The sequence below is a fragment of the Mucilaginibacter achroorhodeus genome (genome assembly GCF_007846095.1).
GTDB lineage: Bacteria > Bacteroidota > Bacteroidia > Sphingobacteriales > Sphingobacteriaceae > Mucilaginibacter > Mucilaginibacter achroorhodeus.
This window is the reverse complement of record NZ_VOEI01000006.1, coordinates 159,443-179,317: the sequence shown is the minus strand read 5'-3', so window position 1 is coordinate 179,317 and position 19,875 is coordinate 159,443. Positions and strand designations below refer to the sequence as shown.

The window sequence follows — 19,875 nt, the reverse complement described above, 5'->3', positions numbered from 1 at the left end:
AAAAATTAACGAAATCTTTACCCTCTCTGCTGCGCAAAGAGGGTGGTTAAATGCGGCGCAGACCAATGAGCAAACTACGCCACAGGCAGGGTCACCTGTATCTCAGTACCTTCCTGCTCTTTTGAGCGTATGCCGATAGTACCATTATGCAGGCGTATGATATTTTGAGTAAGCGGCAAGCCTATGCCATAGCCATGAAAATCTGAAGTGTTTGAAGCGCGGAAGAACGGAACAAATACATAAGCCTGCTCCTCTTGTGGTATGCCTATACCCCTATCTGTTACGCTGATAACAATGCGCCCGGTGTATGACGATAACTGCACACCAACCGGACTATTGTTTGAGTATTTGCAGGCATTAGAAACAATGTTACTTAGCGCCAAACGCAACAAATTAATGTTTCCGTGTGTGTAAAGCATATCTTCATCCTCCGGGAGATTGGCAAAATCAAGATCGATAATGCTGCCAGGATTGGTTTTCTTTACCGATTCTGCTACCTGTAAAACCAATTCGTCAATACGTATACGCTGCCAGTGCTGCTTTTTGCCATCAAAGCCGGTTTGCGCAAGGCCGAGCAAGCCTTCCAATATGCCTGTAAGCTTTTCAGCCTCTTCCATAATGGTTTGTACCGATTGCCTGCCTTGTTCATTCACTTTATTGCCGCTAAGCAATAACTGTGTTTCGCCAGAAATGATGGTTAAAGGTGTACGTAACTCGTGCGATGCATTGCTTACAAAATTGTTCTGAGTTTCAAAGGCGGTCTCCAAACGGGTAAGCATGTTGTTGAAGGTGTGTACAAGCTCCGTTATCTCATCCTTTCCTTTCACTTCATCCAACCGCATGTGCAGGTTATTGGCGGTGATGTTTTTTACCCCTTTGATTATATTGCGCACAGGCTGTACGGTAAAATAAGAAAAGGCCTTGCCTGCTACATACGCCAGCACAATGAAGATAAGAAATACAAAAATGAGCACCCGTTTTAGCTGTGCTAACTCTTTAAAGCCATATGGATCACTTGCTGATACAATGACGATGTATTTGCCGCTTTCCTTCTCAAACATTCGCCCTGCGTAAAAATTATTATGGCTGATGTAACGTGCTTTTTTGCCGGATAAAACTGTGCTATAAAACTCGTTAGGCAGGCCTTCTAAACGCTTAAAACCGGGTTTGGCTGCCGAGTCGATCTTAGTGATACTTTCTGTTTCATTCGCCAGTTTTTCCAGGTACTGCTGGCGTACATGTTTATAGGCGTAAGAGTCTTTATCCGGGTCAATATTGGTTTCGGCGGCAAGATTTACGCGGGCCTCAAGGCGTTTAAAAAAATCTTCGAAATTAAATTCAGATACAAAGTAGAAGATAGAGGCGTTGAGCAACAAAAGCCCAACTGTTGATATAGCAACAAAAAGAAGCGTTATTTTAGTTTGAAGCTTCATTAGCGTTCTCCGGCTTAAACATATAGCCCATACCAAAAATGGTATGTATCAGCTTGGTATCATAGCCGTTATCCAGCTTTTTGCGTAGGTAGTTCACATACACATCCACTACGTTGGTGCCCATGTTAAAATCAATGTCCCACACGTTCTCTAAGATCTGTATGCGGGATAGCACCATGTTTTGGTTTTTAATGAAATATTCTAAAAGATGATACTCTGTGGCTGTAAGGCTTATTGGCTTATCGTTACGCTTAACCACTTTTGATGTGGTATCTACCTCAAGGCCGCCTACGCTGATAACCTTATTTTGCTTACCGCCGATCTTACTTCGACGTACCAAAGTATGTATGCGGGCTTCAAGCTCCGGAAACTTGAAAGGCTTAGCCAGGTAATCATCTGCACCTGCTTTGAGGCCTGTAACTATATTTTCTGTGCTCGAAAGCGCAGTTAGCATCAGTATAGCAACAGTTTCATTCTCTTTGCGTATCTCCTTACAAACCTGTATGCCGTTCATACCCGGCAGCATAATATCCAGTAAAATAATATCAAACTGATGCGCCTTGGCCATCTCCAAACCGGTGGTACCGTCGGCGGCAACGCTAACCTCCATACCGGCTTCGGTAAGGCCGCGAACAATTAATGAGACCAGTCCGGGTTCGTCTTCAACAAGCAGTACTTTCATTTAAGTGGTTTTGAGGTATAACCCTGACCACAAAATAAAGGTTTTATACTAATAATTGAACACCACCTCCGCATAATCTTGATGAGTATTTGAAATATCCGCAGCCATTAAACACAAAACAGCCATACCTCCCCCGAAGTATGGCTGCGAATTTTTATAAGGTTTAGTAACAACACTGCTAAAGTAGCGCATTGTTGTAAACCTGATTTTCCCTTATTTCCCCTAAATAAAGGGTAAATTTACCCTTTCTGTTAAACGGGTACTTGTATGCATACCTTTGTACCCTTTCCGGGCAAAGAATGGTACTTGATGGTCCCTTTTATATATTCAATACGGCTAAGAATGTTCTTAAGTCCTATCCCATTTGCGTGCGAGTGAGTATCAAAGCCAACACCATTATCTTTAATAATTGCTGTTATCAGTTTTTTGGTTTGCCTAAGCTCTATGTTAAGTTGCGTGGCCTGGGCATGCTTTATCACGTTATTGATCGTTTCTTGTATAACCCGGTATAGCATCGTTTCAACGTTACTTTCCAGTTTATCCTTAAAGCCAGATGTTACTAAACTTATTTTCAATTTATCGGCATCTATCTTTTCAATAAAGTTTTTAAGATCTGACGCCAATCCCGATCTGCGGGATGTGCTTGGCATCATCTGATGCGAAATTACCCTCACTTCCTTGCAGCTTTCGTCTACCAGCGCCAGTGTGTTTTCTGCCAAAAAACGATCTTCCTGCCGGGTAAAATCTACCCTTTCAAACAATCCGTTGAGATTCATTTTCACTGCGGAGAATAATTGCCCAACACCGTCGTGCAGATCGGCCGCTATCCTTGTACGTTCGTGCTCTTCGGCATCGAGTACCGCTTTGGTCATTAGTTCCTGGTGGGTTATCACCTGTGCCTGTAACAGTGCCTTTTGTTTAAGCTTGTTACGATTATAGATCAAAACTGCTATAATGAAAGCCACTATCAGCAACCCGGCAATCATGGTAATGGTGGTTTTTTGTTTAACGATGGATAATTTTTGAATGGTGTTTTCTTTTGCCAGTAATTTAATGGTCTGTTCCTTTTTTTCCGTTTGATAGCGCGTGTTCATCCGGGCTATCTGCTCATTGCTTTTTTCGTTTACCAAAGCCAGGCTGGCTATCTGATAATTTTGATGTGCATCAAGCGCTTTTTTGTAATCGCCTGTTTGCTCGTAAACGGTGCTTAGCAATTGCCAGGCATTTCTTTGCCCTTGCTTAAACTTACTTTCGGTAGCGTACTTGATACTTTGCTTAAGCCACTTTAATGCAACGGAGTATTCCTTTTTTTGGTTATGGATAGCTGCAATGTTTAAGTACGTATCGCTAATCTGTTTTTTATCATTAAAAAACTGGTCTATCTCCAATACCTTTTGTTGGTACTGCAAGGCTTTGTCGTAAAGCTTTAGCTCGTTATAGCAGTTAGCCATGTTAGAATAGGCTTGTGATAACCCCCGCTTGTTCGCTTCACGATTGCAGATCTTAATGGTTTCATCGTCATACTGCAGTGCTTTATCGTACTTACCGGTAGACCCGTAAACATTTGCCAGTATTTGCATAGCATTTACAACAACGGTTGGATTATCGATACGCCTTGCAAGTTCTAAAGCTTCCAAACCATATCTTTCCGATTCCTTGTTGTTTTGGTTATCAAAATAAACCCAGGCCAGGTTGGCCATGGATGCTGCTATGCCTTGCTCATCTTTGTATCTCTCGCGTATGCGCAGGGCCGCCAAATGGTTTTTGATCGCTTCGCTGTAGTTACCTGTTTGCCAATGATAAATACCCAAGCCATTGTACGCCTTTGCGGCGGCAAGCGGCAACTTATATTGCTTTGCTATTTGCAGGCATTGCTGACTGTAAAAAAATAAAGAATCAAACTTACCCTCCAGCGAGCATCTTACCGCATCAAATGAAACAATATTGGCCATGCCCATTTTGTAATTGAGCTGCTTAACAAGCGTAGCAGAGGTATCGATGTATTTTGTTGAGGTGGCAGGGTCTATTCGCTGCAGCGCTACCGCTATTTGGTAATAAATATCAGCCTTGGTGCTATCAACTTTGGTTGATGATAAAAGCCTTAGTTTAAGACTATCAATACTGCGGTTTTGCCCATACAGGGCAACCGGCAAAAATAAGGTTAAAACCAATAGCAGCTTTCTCATTGGGGCATAAGAATAACTCCTAAAGGTAACGAAACCGAAGTGAACTGCAAACAACAATTTAGGGTAAACCGCTATCTACGATTGCTTTAGCGTTTGTTTACGCAGTAAATTGATAACCACATATGCCCCGATCATTGCAGGGAAGAACAATAAAAACGATCGCTGTAAAAGTGTAAAGATGGAAATAAGCGAAGCTGGCACTATTTTACCAAACAGCGTTGATATAAAACCTTCGGCGAAGCCACTGCCCCCTGGTGTAGGCGCAAAGTAGATCATAAACTGGATCAGTATCTGTATGGATATCACCTGTACCAGGTTTGCATTAACACCCAAGCCCAATAAAATTACCCACTGCATGCAGTATTTGTTCATGTATAATGCGGTAGTAATAACCAAGCTCAGCGGGAACAAAAACGGATGCTGCCTGATAATCACGCTGCAGCTTTGCTGATACTTACTGATGCTTTGAAAAGAATTATCTGCCCATTTAGCAAGCTTCTCTTTTCGTTTAGGGAAAATCTTTGAAAGCCCGTTGGCTATTTGTTTTATTGCGGAACCAACCCAAAGCGGTTTCCAAAAGGCAAGTAAAAATGCCAATAGAAATAAAAGAAAAAAACTGAAACCGTACCTGAGCATAGCAGGTACTATGCTACCTACTTCTGTGGTATCCATCAACATAATGGCAACGAAACCGGCAAGCGGCATAAATATGAGCGTAGCACCCATGTTTATTAAGCTGATGGCGAAGGCATCAACAAACCTTACACCGTTGCTGGTGTAAACAAATATCTGCGCAGGGCCGGCACCTCCGTGCGCAGGCGTTACAGCGCCCATAAACATGTTGGCGACGTTTGCCCTGAAACTAACCCAATGTGATACACCGGGCGCCAATTTTTGCACGTAAATGTGATTACGCCAGCTGCCGAGCATCAGGTCAACAAACAGCATCACAAAACAAATTGCAATATATTTATAAGATATATGCTGCAGGGCCTTAACGGTATCGCCTGTGTTGTTATAAAAAAATACGGCAGCTATGGTAGCTACAGTGATTAGGGCAAACCAAAGGCTGCCTTTGATGATTACCTTTTTGTTGAATACGTTCTTAGCTTCCTGCTTTTCGGGACCTGCGGATTGCGGATTGGATGTCATCAACTACAAAAATATAAAAGGAATTTGCTTACGGCCGTTTTGTTAAGCGTTTTTTAAATATTTTCTGACAAGGCGCTTGCCAGGTATCTCAATATATAAATAAACAATTGATGAACAAGCAATTAAAAACACTATATAAAAATATAGAGCAGTTAACGGATTATTTAACTTGAACCAATTGTTAAATAAGGTATATAGTGGTAGCTGCAAAATGTAAATGCAGTAACTTATCTCGCCCAAAAAAACTAATAACGAGTGATTGAATATTTTAGCAAAAAATCCTCGATTAAGGGATAAGAACAATATAAGCGGTGCAAAAAACAACACCAACAACCCATTGTGAAAGTTTACAGCCCAATTAAAGCCATGCAACTGCATCCACCTGAGCCACGCAATGCCCAAAATAAAAACCAACATTAAAGCCAGCAGGGGCTTATCAGAACGCAAATATTCCGATTGTAAGAACCGAAGGAAAACCAAGCCTGTAAAATTGCCTGCCAAAAACTCGTTTAAGTGTACAAAAGGATGGTAGTAAATAAAATTATGGTATATCTCCGTTCCGTTATTATGTAAACCGAGCAGGTAGTTAATTATCTGCGATAGCATCCAAAAGCCCACAATAAATACCCCTATTTTAAAAATTCTGTTTTTTAAAAAAAATAAATTTAGCAGCAAAGGGTAAAGCAGATAAAATAATAACTCTACAGACAATGACCAGTCTGGCAAGTTATATGATGGCAAAAATCTGGGTAAAAAGGATTGAATCAGCAATGTTTCACTACCGAGCTTTGTAGCTTCAACTTGGGGCTTAGTCACAAGCAGCGCCAAAATAAGTGCTGTTATGTAAACCGGGTATATTTTGGCCAAACGGTTTAGGTAGTAATTCTTGAAGCTAATACCACTCTGTTCGCGCCCGTACGCCACTATCATTACAAAGCCCGATAATACAAAAAAGTAACTCACACCTATATAACCAAAGCTAATGAGTGTGGTTAGCCCGGGCAAATTGAAAGGGAACACCCCATTACCAAAATGGAAAACCACAATTAATATCGCAGCTAAAAATCTGGTAAAGGTTAACTGTTCTATCCTCATTTAAACTCAGCTAAAATAAAGGTTCGCCTTCTGAGCTTTTTGGCGTAATGCCGTTCCACTTCAAAATGCTATCGAACAAGTCGGCGGTGCGTGCAGGGAAATCTTTCCAGCCCTTTTGGTTATAGATTAATGGCACGTGAATATGATGCCGGTGCAGCGATCCGTGCGAGCCTTTATGTTCCGGGTACTCCCAAAAATCGCGCAGGTCGTAACCTACGGCAGCACTTATTACAATATCCCCGGCCCTGCGGCTGCGGAATAATTGATAGATCTGGAATACGGCATCTGGATAATCTGTCTCAAATGTTTTAGCCAATATATCGCGGTGGCCTGTAGCTTCTATTTTACCGCCATATTTCAAAACGTCCGCAGTTAAAGGTTCGTAGGTAAATACGTCATCCTTAACGGCTATCCTGGCTTTACCATAACGGTTATGAACAATAAATGTGTTTTCGTCATCGCCGCGGTAAATAGCAAAGTCAACTGCATCTTCTTTCAATAACAATTCGAGCTTATCGCCCCCCATGGCCTGCAGTATCTCCGTCTCGCGTAATACATGGTCGCCTTTGTGGTTAAGCAAGTGTATGGCACCAAACGAATTGCCCGAAATGAAGACTGCGCTTTTAGGGTTAGTCTTCCATATCACAGGATAATAAACAGCTTTTAATCCCTGCGCGGTCATCCAATCGCCAAGGTCGAGGTGTTTGGTGGTTGGCGTAAGACCGTGGTCTGATGTTAACACAAAGAGCGTATCGTCCCATCTGCCTTGCTCTTCTAACTTAGCGCGCACTTCGCCCAGACTGCGGTCTACGATTTTATAAGCCTCAACAGTGCGCTCATCGCGGATGTGGTGATAGTGCGAATCCCAGTCAACACTCGGGAAAACGGCGAACAGGAAATCAAAATCTTTACCGCTATTCAGCATCTCCATTACACGGCCGTGGCCTTGTATATCAACAGGGTGATGACGGAGTTTAAAGTGTGCCTTCATGTAAAGCGGACCTTTACCCTTTTTACCCAGATCATACTCATCCGGCACGTTGCGGGTTATCATATTATAAACGTTATATGATTCACCCATCAGCTCAAAAAGTGTTGGCTTATCTGCAGGCATATCTGTGTTAAACCACGCTGCCTCGGGCCCGCAATAGCTGCGCATGGCCATTTTGTTAAAACGCGTACGCTTAAACTCTTTTTTATCAAACCAGCGTATACCCGTAATATCCATAGTGCCGGGAAAATGCCCGGTTAAAAATGGCAGGTAAGCCGGCCCCGTTGTTGAGGGAAAGCAGGTTGTAGCCTTACGGTAAGTCCCCTCGTTAATGACACGCTGAATATTAGGAAGATGGCCTTGTTCTAACAGTTCTGGAAGCACCTCTGCATGGGCACCATCCACCAGGTAAAACAGTACCCGCTTTTTGCTTTGCATTGATACTTGTAGTTAAAAACCGATAGTTGAAATTAACAACTACGTTAAATGAACCACAAAAATAACCAAATATTATAAATGTGCGTGTTTAGTTTACCAACTCCAAGATTGGTGTTGGCACTTAACCGCATTTTTATTTATTATTGCCATATTGATTAAACCGAATACGTGAAGAGGCTTTTTGCGATAGTATTTTTGATAATTTACCTTTTTAACTGGGGTGGATATTTGCTGCTGCAAAATTACATGGTTGCCCGCGCCGACAGGCACATGAACGACCTGATAAGCCAGAACCTTTACGACCCAAACTCGCTCATAGAAGTTAAAGTAAAACAAAATCTTCCGGGTATTTTTGAGTGGACGGATTACAAGAATGTTACCGGCCAGCTGCAATTAAAAAATGCCTGTTACAATTACGTAAAGCTAAAATTCACTAAGGACACGCTCTACGTAATGTGTGTACCCAATTACGAGAAAACCAAATTGGTTAAAAGCAATATCATTTACGCTAAAGAGCTAAATGATATCCCCGCCGATAAAAAGGCTGATGATTCTTCTGCTAAAAAGAACGGACAGGATAGCAAATACGACCATCTCACATTAAGAATGAATTTTAGCGTCGCGAAAGATCGCTGTATTGCATCAACTATCCATCTTGATAACCCTTTTAAAGATCCTTTGATTTCACTTCCCGGTCAGCCTCCTGAGTTTTTGAGTTAATATTATTTATTCATTATTTCCTCTTTTCGTTGATCGGCACGTCGTGCCCGATTGAATACGACAGGTCTTAACTTAAAAATTCAGTTAAATGAAATTCCATTTCAAATATATTGTGATGGCGATTGCAGTTGCATTTACGTATACAGCAAACGCCCAAACCGTTACCAAGGACACGCTGAAATTAGACAGCGTTTTAATAAAAGAAACCCGCAGCAAATATTTGCCAGAAATATCCGGCCAGTACATTTTTTCCGGAAAAAAAACCAATATTATTTATCCTGATGCAGGCAAGGCTAATTTGACCGGTAACAATGCCCGCACCTTATTTTCGCAGGTGCCCGGCATTAATGTTTGGGAGATGGACGGCGCAGGCTTGCAGCTTAATATTGGCACTCGCGGTACGGATATACACCGCTCTATCGAAACCAACATTCGCCAAAACGGGTATAACACCAACTCGGATGTGGTGGGCTACCCCGAAAATCACTACAACCTTCCCTTCCAGGCTATTGGGGAAGTGCAGTATGTGCGTGGCGCATCATCGCTGCAATTTGGCAGCCAGTTTGGCGGCATGGTAAATTTCAAGATAAAACAACCGGATACTACCAAAGCTTTCGGTATTGAGAGTGAGCAAACGGCGGGAAGCAACCGATTCTTTAACTCTTATAACGCTGTTGGCGGCAAGGTTGGAAAGGTTAGTTACTACGCTTACTTTGATGCCCGCAGCGGTGACGGCTGGCGGCCAAATGCTGCCTTTAATTATCGCGCTTATTATGTCAACATCAAATATCAGTTCAATGAGAAAGGAAGCCTGTCATTCCAGTTCTCAAGGTCTGATTACGTGCAGCAGATAGCCGGTGGGTTAACCGATGCCATGTTTACGGCCAACAGCAGGCAAAGCACGCGTTTCCGCAACTTTTTTATGCCTGCTATCAACATCCCGGCAATTGTGTTCAACTACAATTTCAGCCCAAATACTAAACTGGAGATCATCAGTCACGCGCTGTTTGGCGAGCGTAGCAGCGTGCAATACATTGCCGGCTCAAATGTGGCAGATACCGTTAATAAAACTCTTAACACTTACAACCCTCGCCAGGTTGACCGCGACCATTATAAAAGCTTTACTACTGAAGCGCGTTTACTAACTGATTATAATATTGGCAGCGTTCGCAGCACACTTACAACCGGCATCAGGTATGCAGATGGTTCTACGCATCGCCAGCAAAAAGGTGTTGGCACAAGCGGCACCAATTACGACCTGAGCATTGTGAAGAATTACGGCATCGACCTCGACCTGAACGCTATCAATTATGCTGCCTTTGCAGAAAATATCTTCCGTTTAACGGACAAGTTTTCGGTAACACCGGGCGTGCGGTTTGAAGGGATTAAAACCACCATAAACGGTGTGGTAAACAACCGCAATACCAATGTAGATTACAAACGAGATCGCACTTTCCCATTGTTCGGCACAGGCATGCAATACCAGGTAAGTAATACAACGCAGATCTATGGCAACTTTTCACAAGCTTATCGCCCATATATTTACGCAGCAGTTACCCCTGCAGATCAGCTAACTTTGGTTGACCCGAATATGAAGGACAGCAAAGGTTACAACGCCGACCTGGGCTACCGAGGTAAAATTGGGCAGGTCTTAACTTTTGATGTTAATGGCTTTTTTGTGCGATATAATGATCGTGCGGGCACTTTAACAGTACAGGATGCAGGCGGTGCTAACCACCTATATTTAACTACCGTTGGCAACGCCGAAGCAAAAGGTGTTGAAGCTTATACCGAGTTGTCTTTAATACGCGGTTTCGACAGCCAGGCATCCAGCGACCTGCGCATATTCAACACACTGGCCTATACACATGGCAGGTATATAAGCGGCAGCATCAACAATAACGGTACTAATACCAGCCTTGTTGGCCACAAATTGGAAGGTACGCCAGACTGGACCAACCGTACCGGACTTACTTACATCAACGAGCACATTACATCAACCGTTTTATTTAGCTACGTAGGCAAGCAATTTAGCGATGCAAACAACACGTTGTTTAACCCAACGGGTGCATCCGGCATAGTGCCTGCCTACAAACTGGTAGACCTGGCATTTAACTACCGGTTCTTGAAAAGCTATCATGTAAACTTTAACGTGAATAACCTTACCAACCAAAAATACTTTACCAGGAGGATAAATATGTACCCTGGTCCGGGCATTTTGCCGGGCGATGGTATATCGTTCAATATAGGTTTAGGGGTTAAGATTTAGCCCCTAACCCCTAAAGGGGAAACAGGAGTTAAAACAACAAAGCCCCACTCAAATGAGTTGGGCTTTGTTGTGCAATATGCTTTTCAAAAGCTCCCCCTTCAGGGGGGCGGGGGGCTTAAGCCTTCTCAATATATTTCTTCACCATCGCCAGCAACTCGTCTACATCAAATGGTTTTTTAATGTAGGCATCGGCAAGGCCGGCTTCGGCTATTTCTTTGACATTGTTAACGGCCGATAATATGATTATGGGTATATGGCTGGTTTTTGGATCTGATTTTAGCTGTTTACTTATCTGCTGTCCGCTGGCATCGCTGGCCCAATCAGTAAGCCAGTTATCAAGCAGTATTAAGTCGGGATTAATATCAGGCAGTGATTTTAATATCCTGGAATTGTCTGAAGCAATTACCTCGTATCCATCACCTTCCAGCACGTATGTAACAGTATCTCTAATATCCCTGTCATCTTCAATAAGCAAAATCTTCTTAGCCATATTTCATCAATATATATTAATAGGCCCTTCAGAGGCTATTATAATAACATCACCGAAATACTTTTGTTTAGTTGGATAACTTAATTTAAGCGTTTTTGCACTTTAACAACGGCTGGTTGGTAAAGCAATGCGGGCGATATATGGTTAAAGTATTTATAATGCTGCGATTGGCGATGGGCTTTCAATTTAGCAGCATCTGTCCACTCTTCCTGTAAGTAAAAATGAGAAGGCTCTTCCTGCGATTGATAGATCTGGCAATTGATACAGCCATCTTCCTTTAAAGATGCCAAAACCAGTTTACGTAACTCGGCACCTAATACAATTGCGGCATCTCTGCGGCATGCCAACGAAGCAACTACACTGATACTCATAATAAAGGCTAATTGATGTATTTTAAAAACGCCCTGGTAGGCCTTTTAGTTCGGGGTTAGCTTGTAAATTTTAGGATACACAAGACAGAGTTCAGTTATCCGACGCAATCTACTCATCCCGTCCCGATAGCTATCGGGATTCGCTCGTCGACCCTCTCTGCTTCGCAAAGAGGGTGAGCTGCATATATTTTATGCATAAAATAATTCTATCGACGTCTTTGCGAAGCAGAGAGGGTTGCGCATCCCGAAAGCTATCGTGACAGGGTGAGTCAAGCTGTACGCTGTAAAATGTTATATCTCGCCATCCAGATTGTAACACTCCCTGCACCTTGCCTCGTAAGTTTCTTTTTCGCCCAAAAGTATCTGGCTCTCGTTGGGAACAAGGCGGTATGAATACATGGCCTGTCCGCCGCATTTCATGCAAACCGCATGCAGCTTGGTAACAGCATCGGCCATGGCCATTAGCTGAGGCATGGTACCAAATGGCCGGCCTTTAAAATCCATATCCAGCCCCGCTATAATAATACGGACACCTTTATTGGCTAAGGTTTGGGCAACCTGTGGAAGCTCATCATCAAAAAATTGTGCCTCGTCTATACCTATCACTTGTACATGATCAGCAAGTTGTAAAATATCTGCAGCTTTGCTTACAGATTTTGACGGAATTGAATTGGCATTGTGCGATACAACAGCTTGTTTATCATACCTGATATCGGCTGCCGGACTGAAGATCTCAACCTCTACTTTAGCAATACGTGCGCGTTTTACACGCCGTATAAGTTCTTCGGTTTTACCAGAAAACATTGAACCACAGATAACTTCGATGCTACCCCCAACCTCATTTTTTCTTCTGAAAACATCCTCGTTATACACTTGTTTCAATTTTTAGTGGAGGGCTAATATCAGAATTTTGTAGTATTTTTGGTAAGCATTTTTCCTAACATCTAAAGCCATATGAAGCAGCAGGAAGTATTTAGAAAGACCGGCGCAATAATCAAAGAACTTTTAGACCAGTACGAGTATTTGCAGGAAACACAAGACGACCTGAATGATCTGGAACTTGAACTTTTTGTTGCTAATACTCATTTTTTAAAGGATCATGCTGAAATTTTAAGAAAGCTTAACATGCAACGCTCGCAAGAGCAAAAAGCACTGCCACCTGCGGCAGAAGAAAGGAAGCCTACCCCGCAGCCGGCACCTGCGCACCAAGAGCCGGCGGCACCACTGCCTGCGATACCACTGCCGCCTGCACCGGAACCGGTTGTTGCACAAGCACCGAAACCCGAGCCTGCCGCACAACCACAGCCCGAACAGCAAACTACCAGGTTTAACCTGCCAAAGCCCGACTTTTTTAGGCCTCAACCTAAAGTTGAAACACCACGCCCGGAAATACCTGCCACTGAAATTAAACGCCCTGCCGGCGAACCTAAATATTTTGAACCGGTAGTACAGCCTGTAAAACCAGTTGCAGAAAGAGCACCATATATTGTTCCGCAGCCTGTTGAGTCTGAGGTTGCTAAAGCTGAGTCTGCTAGAGATACTCCTGTGCCAAGCATTAATTTAAATGCAGGGCGGGATGCCGATACTTACTCTTTTCAACGCGAAGAAACAGGTACCATAAAGCATACTCTCGAGATAAACGAAGCTGATACATTTTCTGATGAAACCACTGAACCGGAGCATCAAACTACCGTAGCAGAGGAATTAGCTGCAACAGTAGAAACCCAGCCGCGCGAAACAGAACAAGCTGATGAGACCGACCAGCCAAACATTGTGCCCACCAATCCGGAGCCGGTAATTGATAATACACCAAAAACTGCGTCTGAACAAGTCCCTGAAACCCCCAAATTTGAGCAACCTGTTGCAGTACACGAACCTGCACAAAATGAACCTTTTGTAGGAGCAGAGGAACCACAACGGCCGCTTACCTTAAACGAGCGCTTGCGTGCGCAACAGCAAGGCAATAATTCCTCCGTACCAAGTCAGCAAAAGCAGGAAGCCCCAATAACTGATCTTAAATCGGCCATTAGCCTTAATGATAAATTGTTGTTTGTAAAAGATCTTTTTAACGGCTACAGCCTTGCCTACAGCGAAGCCATTGAAATAGTAAACCGCTTCGGCAATTTTGAAGAAGCAGACCGTTTCCTGAAAACCAATTACGTAACCAAAAACAACTGGGACGATAAAAAGGCCACTACCGAAAAGTTTTACGCATTATTGAGAAGGCGTTACGCGTAGTTAATTCCCATCCTGTTACTATCCAATTTTAGCAGGATAAACAGCAGCGTAGTAAAGCTCCAAAGTGATGAACCGCCATAGCTGATGAATGGCAGCGGGATACCAATAACAGGCATATAACCGATAGCCATGGCAATATTGATGGTTACGTGGCAAAAGATGATAGAAGCAACCCCATATCCATAAATTCGGGAGAATGGCGACCGCTGTCGCTCGGCTATCACAATTATACGCAACAGCAGGAAGAGGTATAAACCCAGAACGGTGATGGACCCTGCAAAGCCCCACTCCTCGCCTACGGTACAAAAAATAAAGTCGGTGCTTTGGGCCGGCACAAAAGAGTATTTTGTTTGTGTGCCCTGCAAATAACCCTTACCCCATACACGGCCGGAACCGATAGCTATTTTTGATTGATTTTGATTGTATCCTACGCCACGCTTGTCGTTATTTAAACCAAGCACCTCATCTATACGGGCACGCTGGTGTTTTTTTAAGCCGTTATAATAAAGCGGTTTCACCACAAATACAAAGCCGATACAAGCTACCAACCCTATCACCAAGCCTACCGATAGCTGCCTGCTCCGCCTTAACATTAGCAACAACATCACCGCCAGCGCCACCAAACCAACAACTATGAACCAAACGTTAACTAACAACGCGAGTACAAAAAGTGTGGCCACCAAGCCTACCACAATAAGAAAGTACCCAGATAAGCCCTCACGGTAAAGCACGAAGATCAGCGAGCAGAACACCAACGTTGAACCATCATCCGGCTGCAGTTTGATCAATATCATTGGCAGTAAGATGATTCCGCCTGCTATGAGAAATGACTTGAACTCCGTAACCTTTACGTTTGTAGAACTAAGATATCGAGCCAGCAATAAACACGTGGCAAACTTGGCAAACTCCGAGGGTTGGAGCCGGAAACCTCCTCCCAGGTCAATCCAGGCCTGGTTACCACCCACGTTGCGCCCTACTACCAGCACAGCCAACAGCAATAATACCGTTATTACGTAAAATGCCGGCGCCAATGCCGTCAGGAACCTGCTCTCTAACAGTAAGATCACAATACCTATAATGAGTGCCGATATGATGTATATCAGTTGCTTTCCATACTCGGTACTAAGATCAAAGATGCTGGTTTTGGTCTCATCATAAACCGCAGCATGGATATTGAACCAGCCGATGGTACATAAAGCCAGGTAAATAAGTACGGTTAGCCAATCCACATTAAAAAAGAAACTACGTTGATTATTCATCATCCCTCCTTTTTGGCAGCATGGCTATTGAACGTTCTTGTGTTTTAGTCGCCTGCTTGTTTGTAGCAGCTTTAAGCTCTATTTGTTTCTTGGCTGTATCAGCAGCAGCTTTTTTTAATGAGTCGCGTTTAACTCGTCTCAAACTATCCGCGCGCTGACGCGCCTTTTCAGCAGGAGAACCGGGTATTTCGGGCAGTAGATTTTTATTAATATAATACTCAGGATATATACCCGAGGCACGTTTACTAATGCTTCCCTTCAAATACTGTTCAACAATAAAACTGGCTATCGGTGCTGCCCATGTAGCACCCTGCCCCGAGTTTTCTACAACCACCGCAATTGCAATTTTGGGGTTATCGCGCGGAGCGAAAGCTACAAATACCGAGTTATCACCCTTATTCTTTACTTCAACCGTACCGGTTTTACCACACATGATTATTCCCGGTATTTTTGAACTGGATGCAGTACCAAACTCTACCACGTTCTGCATCCCGTTTATCACCGGATTAAAATATTGTGAATCAATACCCACATAATTTTTCTCCGTGTACTCTTTTCTTATCACCCGCTGGTCGCCTATTGATTTGATAAGGTGCGGCTTGTAATAAAAGCCACGATTGGCAATAGTTGCCTCTATGTTTGCCAGTTGCAAAGGTGTAGCCAATAACTCACCCTGACCGATAGCTAATGAGATTACCGTGCTTGATCGCCAGCCATTTTTGCCGTACATCTTATCGTAGTAAGATGCTTTAGGCAGATTACCCCGATTTTCAGCAGGTAAATCAAGATGCAGCCTGCTGCCCAAGCCAAACTTAGCCACGTTGTTACGCCAATTATTATATGCAGTATCAGTTTTGCGGCCGCCTCCCATGCGATTAACCAACCTTTCGAAAACCATATCGAAATAACCATTACAAGAGTGGGCAACCGCACTTGCGAGGTTAACATCGCCATGCACCTCTCCATGGAAACATTTAACGCGGCGATTACCCGCAATGTAATAGCCCGGGCAATGATAGATGGTTTGGGGCGTGATCACACCTTCCTGCATGGCTACCAGCGCGCTCAAAGGCTTAAAGGATGAACCGGGAGGATAATACGCTTGTATCGGCCTAACAAAGAAAGGCTTGTAAGGGTCTTTGTACAGAATTCCCGCATTATGCCCGCGCTCCTTACCCACAAGCAGGTTTGGGTCATAAGTTGGAGTGCTTACAAAGCAAAGTATCTCGCCTGTTGATGGTTCGATGGCTACAATACTACCGATCTTATTCTGCATAAGCTTTTCGCCAAGCTTTTGAATTTTGGTATCCAATGATGATATCAGACGGTCACCCGCTACTGCTGCCGTGTCATAAGCACCATTGGCATAAACACCTTTGGGTACGTTGTGCGAATCATATAACATGTTGCGAACCCCGCGCTGGCCGCGCAGAACATTCTCGTATGACTTCTCTACCCCGGTTATACCTACGTAATCTCCCGGATTATAATATCCGTTAGAACGTTTGATAATAGCATCGGTAGCCTCACCAATGTAGCCAAGGAATTGCGCAGCGCTGGAATCGGGATAGGTACGTACCGGCCTTTGCACGGCATCAAAACCTGGAAATTCTGATAAGCGTTCTTGAAAGGAGGCGTATTGCTGTGCAGAGATCTGCTTCTCAAATACCGAAGAGCGATAAGGCGAATATTTTCGTGCTTTGATGATGCGTTTATCAAAGCCGTCTTTGTCAATATTAAGAAGTTTGCAAAATTCTACGGTATCAAAAGCCTTTACTTGTTTGGGCACTACGGTTATATCATACACACGCTCGTTCTCCACCATTATTTTGCCATTACGGTCAAGTATGGGGCCACGGGCCGGGTATTGAATCAAACGGCGGATAACGTTGTTTTGGGCATACAGATAGTAACGGTCGTCAACCACCTGTATGTAAAAAAGCCTGGCCAGCAGTACCAGTATAAACACGATGAATATGCCCGCAATAACGTAGCGTCGGCCAAAGTAACTATTCATTTACGCTCTTTCTTTCTGAAAAACAATAAGCCCGATATCAGCATCAAAAATACTGTAAATACTGAACTCAATAAAAAGCGGCTTAGTGTATAATCTATCTCTGAAATTCTAAATACCTCTAAATTGAAAAGGAAGAAGTGATGGAACAACGTAAGGATAAGTGCGTAAGTAAAAAACCACCTGAAGCCCATAATGCTTAAGGTAGGTTCGGGCTCGTTATCAAAACCATCTTTTTGTACGGTAATGCTAATAAATAACACTCTTACCAAAGCCAGCAGCGTACAGGCCGCAGCGTGCAGGCCGGGCGTATCATAAAAGGCATCTATCGTAAGCCCCAACAGGAAAGAAAGGACAAATAGCAGCAGGTTTGGTGTTTCAAACGGCAGCAGCAGGATAAATAAAATGTACAGGTATGGGGTAGCCAGGTTGTACAGCGTTACATTCTTCAACAGCAAAACCTGTAAAAGCACCAGCACTATAAAGCGCACCAGGTTAGTAAGGATAATTCTACTCATCTTTCTTCTCCTGGCCTTCTAAAGCCGCTTGTTCTTTTGCAAATTTGTTAACTACCACATCTACATATTCCAGCTTGCTGAAATTAACTGCAAGGGCCACTTCTAAATTAAGAAAGAAACCTGTGCCTTTTGCTTTAAGCCTGCTCACTTTACCCAATGGTATACCCGCCGGGAAAAGCGAAAGGTCTGAGGTAAGCACGGGTTCGCCTACTTTGGGTTGGGCATTGTTTGATACATCTACCAGTAAAGCCTTGTGCGGGTTCATATCATCGCCCCATTGCAGGTAGCCTATTTCTTTATTGTAAGCCAGCATACCGCTCACGCGCGAGTCTTTATGCAATAGCGATTGTACAATGGCCAAATGCTCGCCTACAAAGGCAACCTTACCAACAACGCCGTTGGCATTTATCACCCCCATACCTTTTTCGATACCATCGCGGCTGCCCCTGTCGATAGTGAGGTAGTTATTGCGTTTGTTGATAGAATTGTTGATCACCTTGGCAGCAATATATTCATACTGCTGTTTATAAATAGTATCAATAACTGTTTTACGTGCAACGGTATCTACGTATTTTGACGATTTAAGCTGATTGCGCAATGCAGCATTTTCTCGAGCTAACTGGTCGTTCACTTCGCGGAGCGATAAATAACCTTTTAATTCATCAGCGCGCGCATACAAACCGCCAGTGATCTGATTGGTGCTGTTGATTACAGAAGCTTTTTGGAAAGAGTTGTATTTGACGTAAATGATCAGCGATGCGATCTCAAATATCAGGAACAGGAAGAATGCGTTGTACTTGGTGATAAAAATCAGGAGGTTACGCATGCTTCTGAAGGAGTGAATTAGTGAATAAGTGATTTATTGAATTGATAGTATTATTCACTAATTCAATAAATCACTCAATCAGTCATTGAAAAAATTATTGCATTAAAAATTTAAAATTACCGATGTTCTTAAGTGCTGTACCGGTACCTCGTACTACGGCGCGTAGTGGGTCTTCAGCTACGTGTACAGGCAATTTGGTTTTGGCAGCTACACGTTTGTCCAAACCGCGTAATAATGCACCACCGCCGGTTAAATAGATGCCGGTTTGGTAAATATCTGCAGAAAGCTCAGGCGGAGTGATCTCCAGCGCTTTCAATATCGCTTCCTCAATTTTAGAGATAGATTTGTCAAGGCAGTGTGCGATCTCGGTGTAAGATACCGTGATCTGTTTAGGCACACCTGTCATCAAATCGCGGCCTTGTACGGCAAAGTCTGCAGGTGGTTCTGATAGCTCAGGCAATGCGGCGCCTACCTCAATTTTTATCTTCTCAGCTGTACGGTCACCGATCATGATGTTATGCTGGCGACGGATATATTGTACAATGTCTGAGTCAAAGTTATCTCCCGCTACGCGGATAGATTGATCACAAACGATACCTGAAAGGGCGATAACCGCGATCTCTGTGGTACCACCACCGATATCGATGATCATGTTACCCATTGGTTCCTCAACATCAATACCTATACCTACGGCAGCAGCCATTGGTTCATATATCAAATATACTTCTTTGGCACCTGCAATTTCGGCGCTATCGCGTACAGCACGTTTTTCTACCTCGGTGATACCTGATGGGATACAGATAACCATACGCAGCGACGGGAAGAACCAGCCTTTACCCTGGTTGATCATTTTGATCATCCCGCGGATCATCAGCTCGGCAGCGTTAAAGTCGGCAATCACACCGTCTTTAAGCGGGCGTACCGTGCGAATGTTATCGTGGGTCTTACCCTCCATTTGCATGGCCTGGCGACCAATGGCGATCACTTTATTAGTTGTACGATCAAAAGCCACAATTGAAGGTTCATCAACTACAACCTTATCGTTGTGTATAATAAGGGTGTTTGCAGTACCCAGATCAATTGCTATTTCCTGTGTGAAAAAATTAAATAAACCCATGTGGCTGTATTTTCAATATTTTGCAAAGTTAGTAATTAACAAACCTATTTATTACGAAATCGTACCTAACCGTGTT

General features: G+C 43.4%; 17 protein-coding genes. 3 read left to right on the top strand and 14 right to left on the bottom strand.

What is annotated here, in order from left to right; genetic code table 11:
* Positions 1–74: 74 nt before the first annotated feature.
* The 6 genes from FPZ42_RS15940 to FPZ42_RS15915 all read right to left on the bottom strand — a co-directional run bounded on the left by FPZ42_RS15940 (position 75) and on the right by FPZ42_RS15915 (position 7,977).
* Positions 75–1,433, bottom strand: coding sequence for a HAMP domain-containing sensor histidine kinase (locus FPZ42_RS15940; RefSeq protein ID WP_146272847.1), 1,359 nt, complete (start codon positions 1,431–1,433; stop codon positions 75–77).
* Positions 1,417–2,115 carry a response regulator transcription factor gene (locus FPZ42_RS15935; protein ID WP_146272846.1) on the bottom strand — a complete coding sequence of 233 codons (699 nt, stop codon included), beginning with the start codon at positions 2,113–2,115 and terminating at the stop codon, positions 1,417–1,419. The genes FPZ42_RS15940 and FPZ42_RS15935 overlap by 17 nt, the downstream gene beginning before the upstream one ends.
* Positions 2,116–2,366: 251 nt before the next feature.
* Positions 2,367–4,301: a tetratricopeptide repeat-containing sensor histidine kinase gene (locus FPZ42_RS15930; protein ID WP_146272845.1), complete on the bottom strand. Its 1,935-nt coding sequence runs from the start codon at positions 4,299–4,301 to the stop codon at positions 2,367–2,369.
* A gap of 75 nt (positions 4,302–4,376) precedes the next feature.
* Positions 4,377–5,453, bottom strand: a complete 1,077-nt coding sequence (locus FPZ42_RS15925) for a lysylphosphatidylglycerol synthase transmembrane domain-containing protein (protein ID WP_146272844.1) — start codon at positions 5,451–5,453, stop codon at positions 4,377–4,379.
* Between the two features lie 42 nt (positions 5,454–5,495).
* Positions 5,496–6,548: an acyltransferase family protein gene (locus FPZ42_RS19505; protein ID WP_146272843.1), complete on the bottom strand. Its 1,053-nt coding sequence runs from the start codon at positions 6,546–6,548 to the stop codon at positions 5,496–5,498.
* Positions 6,549–6,558: 10 nt separating this feature from the next.
* The gene (locus FPZ42_RS15915; protein ID WP_146272842.1) at positions 6,559–7,977 is read right to left on the bottom strand and encodes an alkaline phosphatase family protein; all 1,419 of its coding nucleotides are present in this window, start codon (positions 7,975–7,977) and stop codon (positions 6,559–6,561) included.
* 168 nt (positions 7,978–8,145) lie between these two features.
* Between FPZ42_RS15915 and FPZ42_RS15910 the strand changes: the two genes are divergently transcribed.
* Together FPZ42_RS15910 and FPZ42_RS15905 are read left to right on the top strand one after the other, a co-directional pair.
* On the top strand, positions 8,146–8,697 hold the full coding sequence (locus tag FPZ42_RS15910) for a hypothetical protein (protein ID WP_146272841.1): 552 nt from the start codon (positions 8,146–8,148) through the stop codon (positions 8,695–8,697).
* An 88-nt stretch (positions 8,698–8,785) separates the two neighbouring features.
* Positions 8,786–10,966: a TonB-dependent receptor family protein gene (locus FPZ42_RS15905; protein ID WP_146272840.1), complete on the top strand. Its 2,181-nt coding sequence runs from the start codon at positions 8,786–8,788 to the stop codon at positions 10,964–10,966.
* 115 nt (positions 10,967–11,081) lie between these two features.
* Here FPZ42_RS15905 and FPZ42_RS15900 read toward each other — a convergent pair whose 3' ends face one another.
* The 3 genes from FPZ42_RS15900 to FPZ42_RS15890 all read right to left on the bottom strand — a co-directional run bounded on the left by FPZ42_RS15900 (position 11,082) and on the right by FPZ42_RS15890 (position 12,700).
* Entirely contained in the window at positions 11,082–11,456 is a 375-nt protein-coding gene (locus tag FPZ42_RS15900; protein WP_146272839.1) for a response regulator, read from the bottom strand.
* Positions 11,457–11,536: 80 nt separating this feature from the next.
* Positions 11,537–11,827 (bottom strand): putative quinol monooxygenase, encoded by a 291-nt coding sequence (locus tag FPZ42_RS15895; RefSeq protein WP_146272838.1) that lies wholly within the window; start codon positions 11,825–11,827, stop codon positions 11,537–11,539.
* A 291-nt stretch (positions 11,828–12,118) separates the two neighbouring features.
* Positions 12,119–12,700 carry a thymidine kinase gene (locus FPZ42_RS15890; RefSeq protein WP_146272957.1) on the bottom strand — a complete coding sequence of 194 codons (582 nt, stop codon included), beginning with the start codon at positions 12,698–12,700 and terminating at the stop codon, positions 12,119–12,121.
* Between the two features lie 81 nt (positions 12,701–12,781).
* Between FPZ42_RS15890 and FPZ42_RS15885 the strand changes: the two genes are divergently transcribed.
* Positions 12,782–14,065 carry a hypothetical protein gene (locus FPZ42_RS15885; protein ID WP_146272837.1) on the top strand — a complete coding sequence of 428 codons (1,284 nt, stop codon included), beginning with the start codon at positions 12,782–12,784 and terminating at the stop codon, positions 14,063–14,065.
* Here the strand turns inward: FPZ42_RS15885 and rodA are convergent.
* From rodA to FPZ42_RS15860, 5 genes are all read right to left on the bottom strand, one after another.
* Positions 14,056–15,324: a rod shape-determining protein RodA gene (rodA, locus tag FPZ42_RS15880; RefSeq protein ID WP_146272836.1), complete on the bottom strand. Its 1,269-nt coding sequence runs from the start codon at positions 15,322–15,324 to the stop codon at positions 14,056–14,058. The two genes, FPZ42_RS15885 and rodA, sit on opposite strands and share 10 nt — an antisense overlap.
* A complete protein-coding gene (gene mrdA / locus FPZ42_RS15875; protein WP_146272835.1) occupies positions 15,317–17,341 on the bottom strand; it encodes a penicillin-binding protein 2 in 2,025 nt (674 codons plus the stop codon). Before mrdA ends, rodA begins: the two co-directional genes overlap by 8 nt.
* On the bottom strand, positions 17,338–17,856 hold the full coding sequence (gene mreD / locus FPZ42_RS15870; protein WP_146272834.1) for a rod shape-determining protein MreD: 519 nt from the start codon (positions 17,854–17,856) through the stop codon (positions 17,338–17,340). The genes mrdA and mreD overlap by 4 nt, the downstream gene beginning before the upstream one ends.
* Positions 17,849–18,682 carry a rod shape-determining protein MreC gene (gene mreC / locus FPZ42_RS15865; protein WP_146272833.1) on the bottom strand — a complete coding sequence of 278 codons (834 nt, stop codon included), beginning with the start codon at positions 18,680–18,682 and terminating at the stop codon, positions 17,849–17,851. Before mreC ends, mreD begins: the two co-directional genes overlap by 8 nt.
* 94 nt (positions 18,683–18,776) lie before the next feature.
* Positions 18,777–19,799 carry a rod shape-determining protein gene (locus FPZ42_RS15860; protein WP_067054626.1) on the bottom strand — a complete coding sequence of 341 codons (1,023 nt, stop codon included), beginning with the start codon at positions 19,797–19,799 and terminating at the stop codon, positions 18,777–18,779.
* Positions 19,800–19,875 lie beyond the last annotated feature (76 nt).

Bases quoted from the DNA above. Each gene is read 5' to 3' on its own strand.
- FPZ42_RS15935 (WP_146272846.1), bottom strand. From the start codon at position 2,115: ATGAAAGTACTGCTTGTTGAAGACGAACCCGGACTGGTCTCATTAATT.
- mreD (WP_146272834.1), bottom strand. From the start codon at position 17,856: ATGAGTAGAATTATCCTTACTAACCTGGTGCGCTTTATAGTGCTGGTG.
- FPZ42_RS15900 (WP_146272839.1), bottom strand. From the start codon at position 11,456: ATGGCTAAGAAGATTTTGCTTATTGAAGATGACAGGGATATTAGAGAT.
- mrdA (WP_146272835.1), bottom strand. From the start codon at position 17,341: ATGAATAGTTACTTTGGCCGACGCTACGTTATTGCGGGCATATTCATC.
- FPZ42_RS15885 (WP_146272837.1), top strand. From the start codon at position 12,782: ATGAAGCAGCAGGAAGTATTTAGAAAGACCGGCGCAATAATCAAAGAA.
- FPZ42_RS15940 (WP_146272847.1), bottom strand. From the start codon at position 1,433: ATGAAGCTTCAAACTAAAATAACGCTTCTTTTTGTTGCTATATCAACA.
- rodA (WP_146272836.1), bottom strand. From the start codon at position 15,324: ATGAATAATCAACGTAGTTTCTTTTTTAATGTGGATTGGCTAACCGTA.
- FPZ42_RS19505 (WP_146272843.1), bottom strand. From the start codon at position 6,548: ATGAGGATAGAACAGTTAACCTTTACCAGATTTTTAGCTGCGATATTA.
- FPZ42_RS15925 (WP_146272844.1), bottom strand. From the start codon at position 5,453: ATGACATCCAATCCGCAATCCGCAGGTCCCGAAAAGCAGGAAGCTAAG.
- mreC (WP_146272833.1), bottom strand. From the start codon at position 18,682: ATGCGTAACCTCCTGATTTTTATCACCAAGTACAACGCATTCTTCCTG.
- FPZ42_RS15930 (WP_146272845.1), bottom strand. From the start codon at position 4,301: ATGAGAAAGCTGCTATTGGTTTTAACCTTATTTTTGCCGGTTGCCCTG.
- FPZ42_RS15860 (WP_067054626.1), bottom strand. From the start codon at position 19,799: ATGGGTTTATTTAATTTTTTCACACAGGAAATAGCAATTGATCTGGGT.
- FPZ42_RS15905 (WP_146272840.1), top strand. From the start codon at position 8,786: ATGAAATTCCATTTCAAATATATTGTGATGGCGATTGCAGTTGCATTT.
- FPZ42_RS15915 (WP_146272842.1), bottom strand. From the start codon at position 7,977: ATGCAAAGCAAAAAGCGGGTACTGTTTTACCTGGTGGATGGTGCCCAT.
- FPZ42_RS15895 (WP_146272838.1), bottom strand. From the start codon at position 11,827: ATGAGTATCAGTGTAGTTGCTTCGTTGGCATGCCGCAGAGATGCCGCA.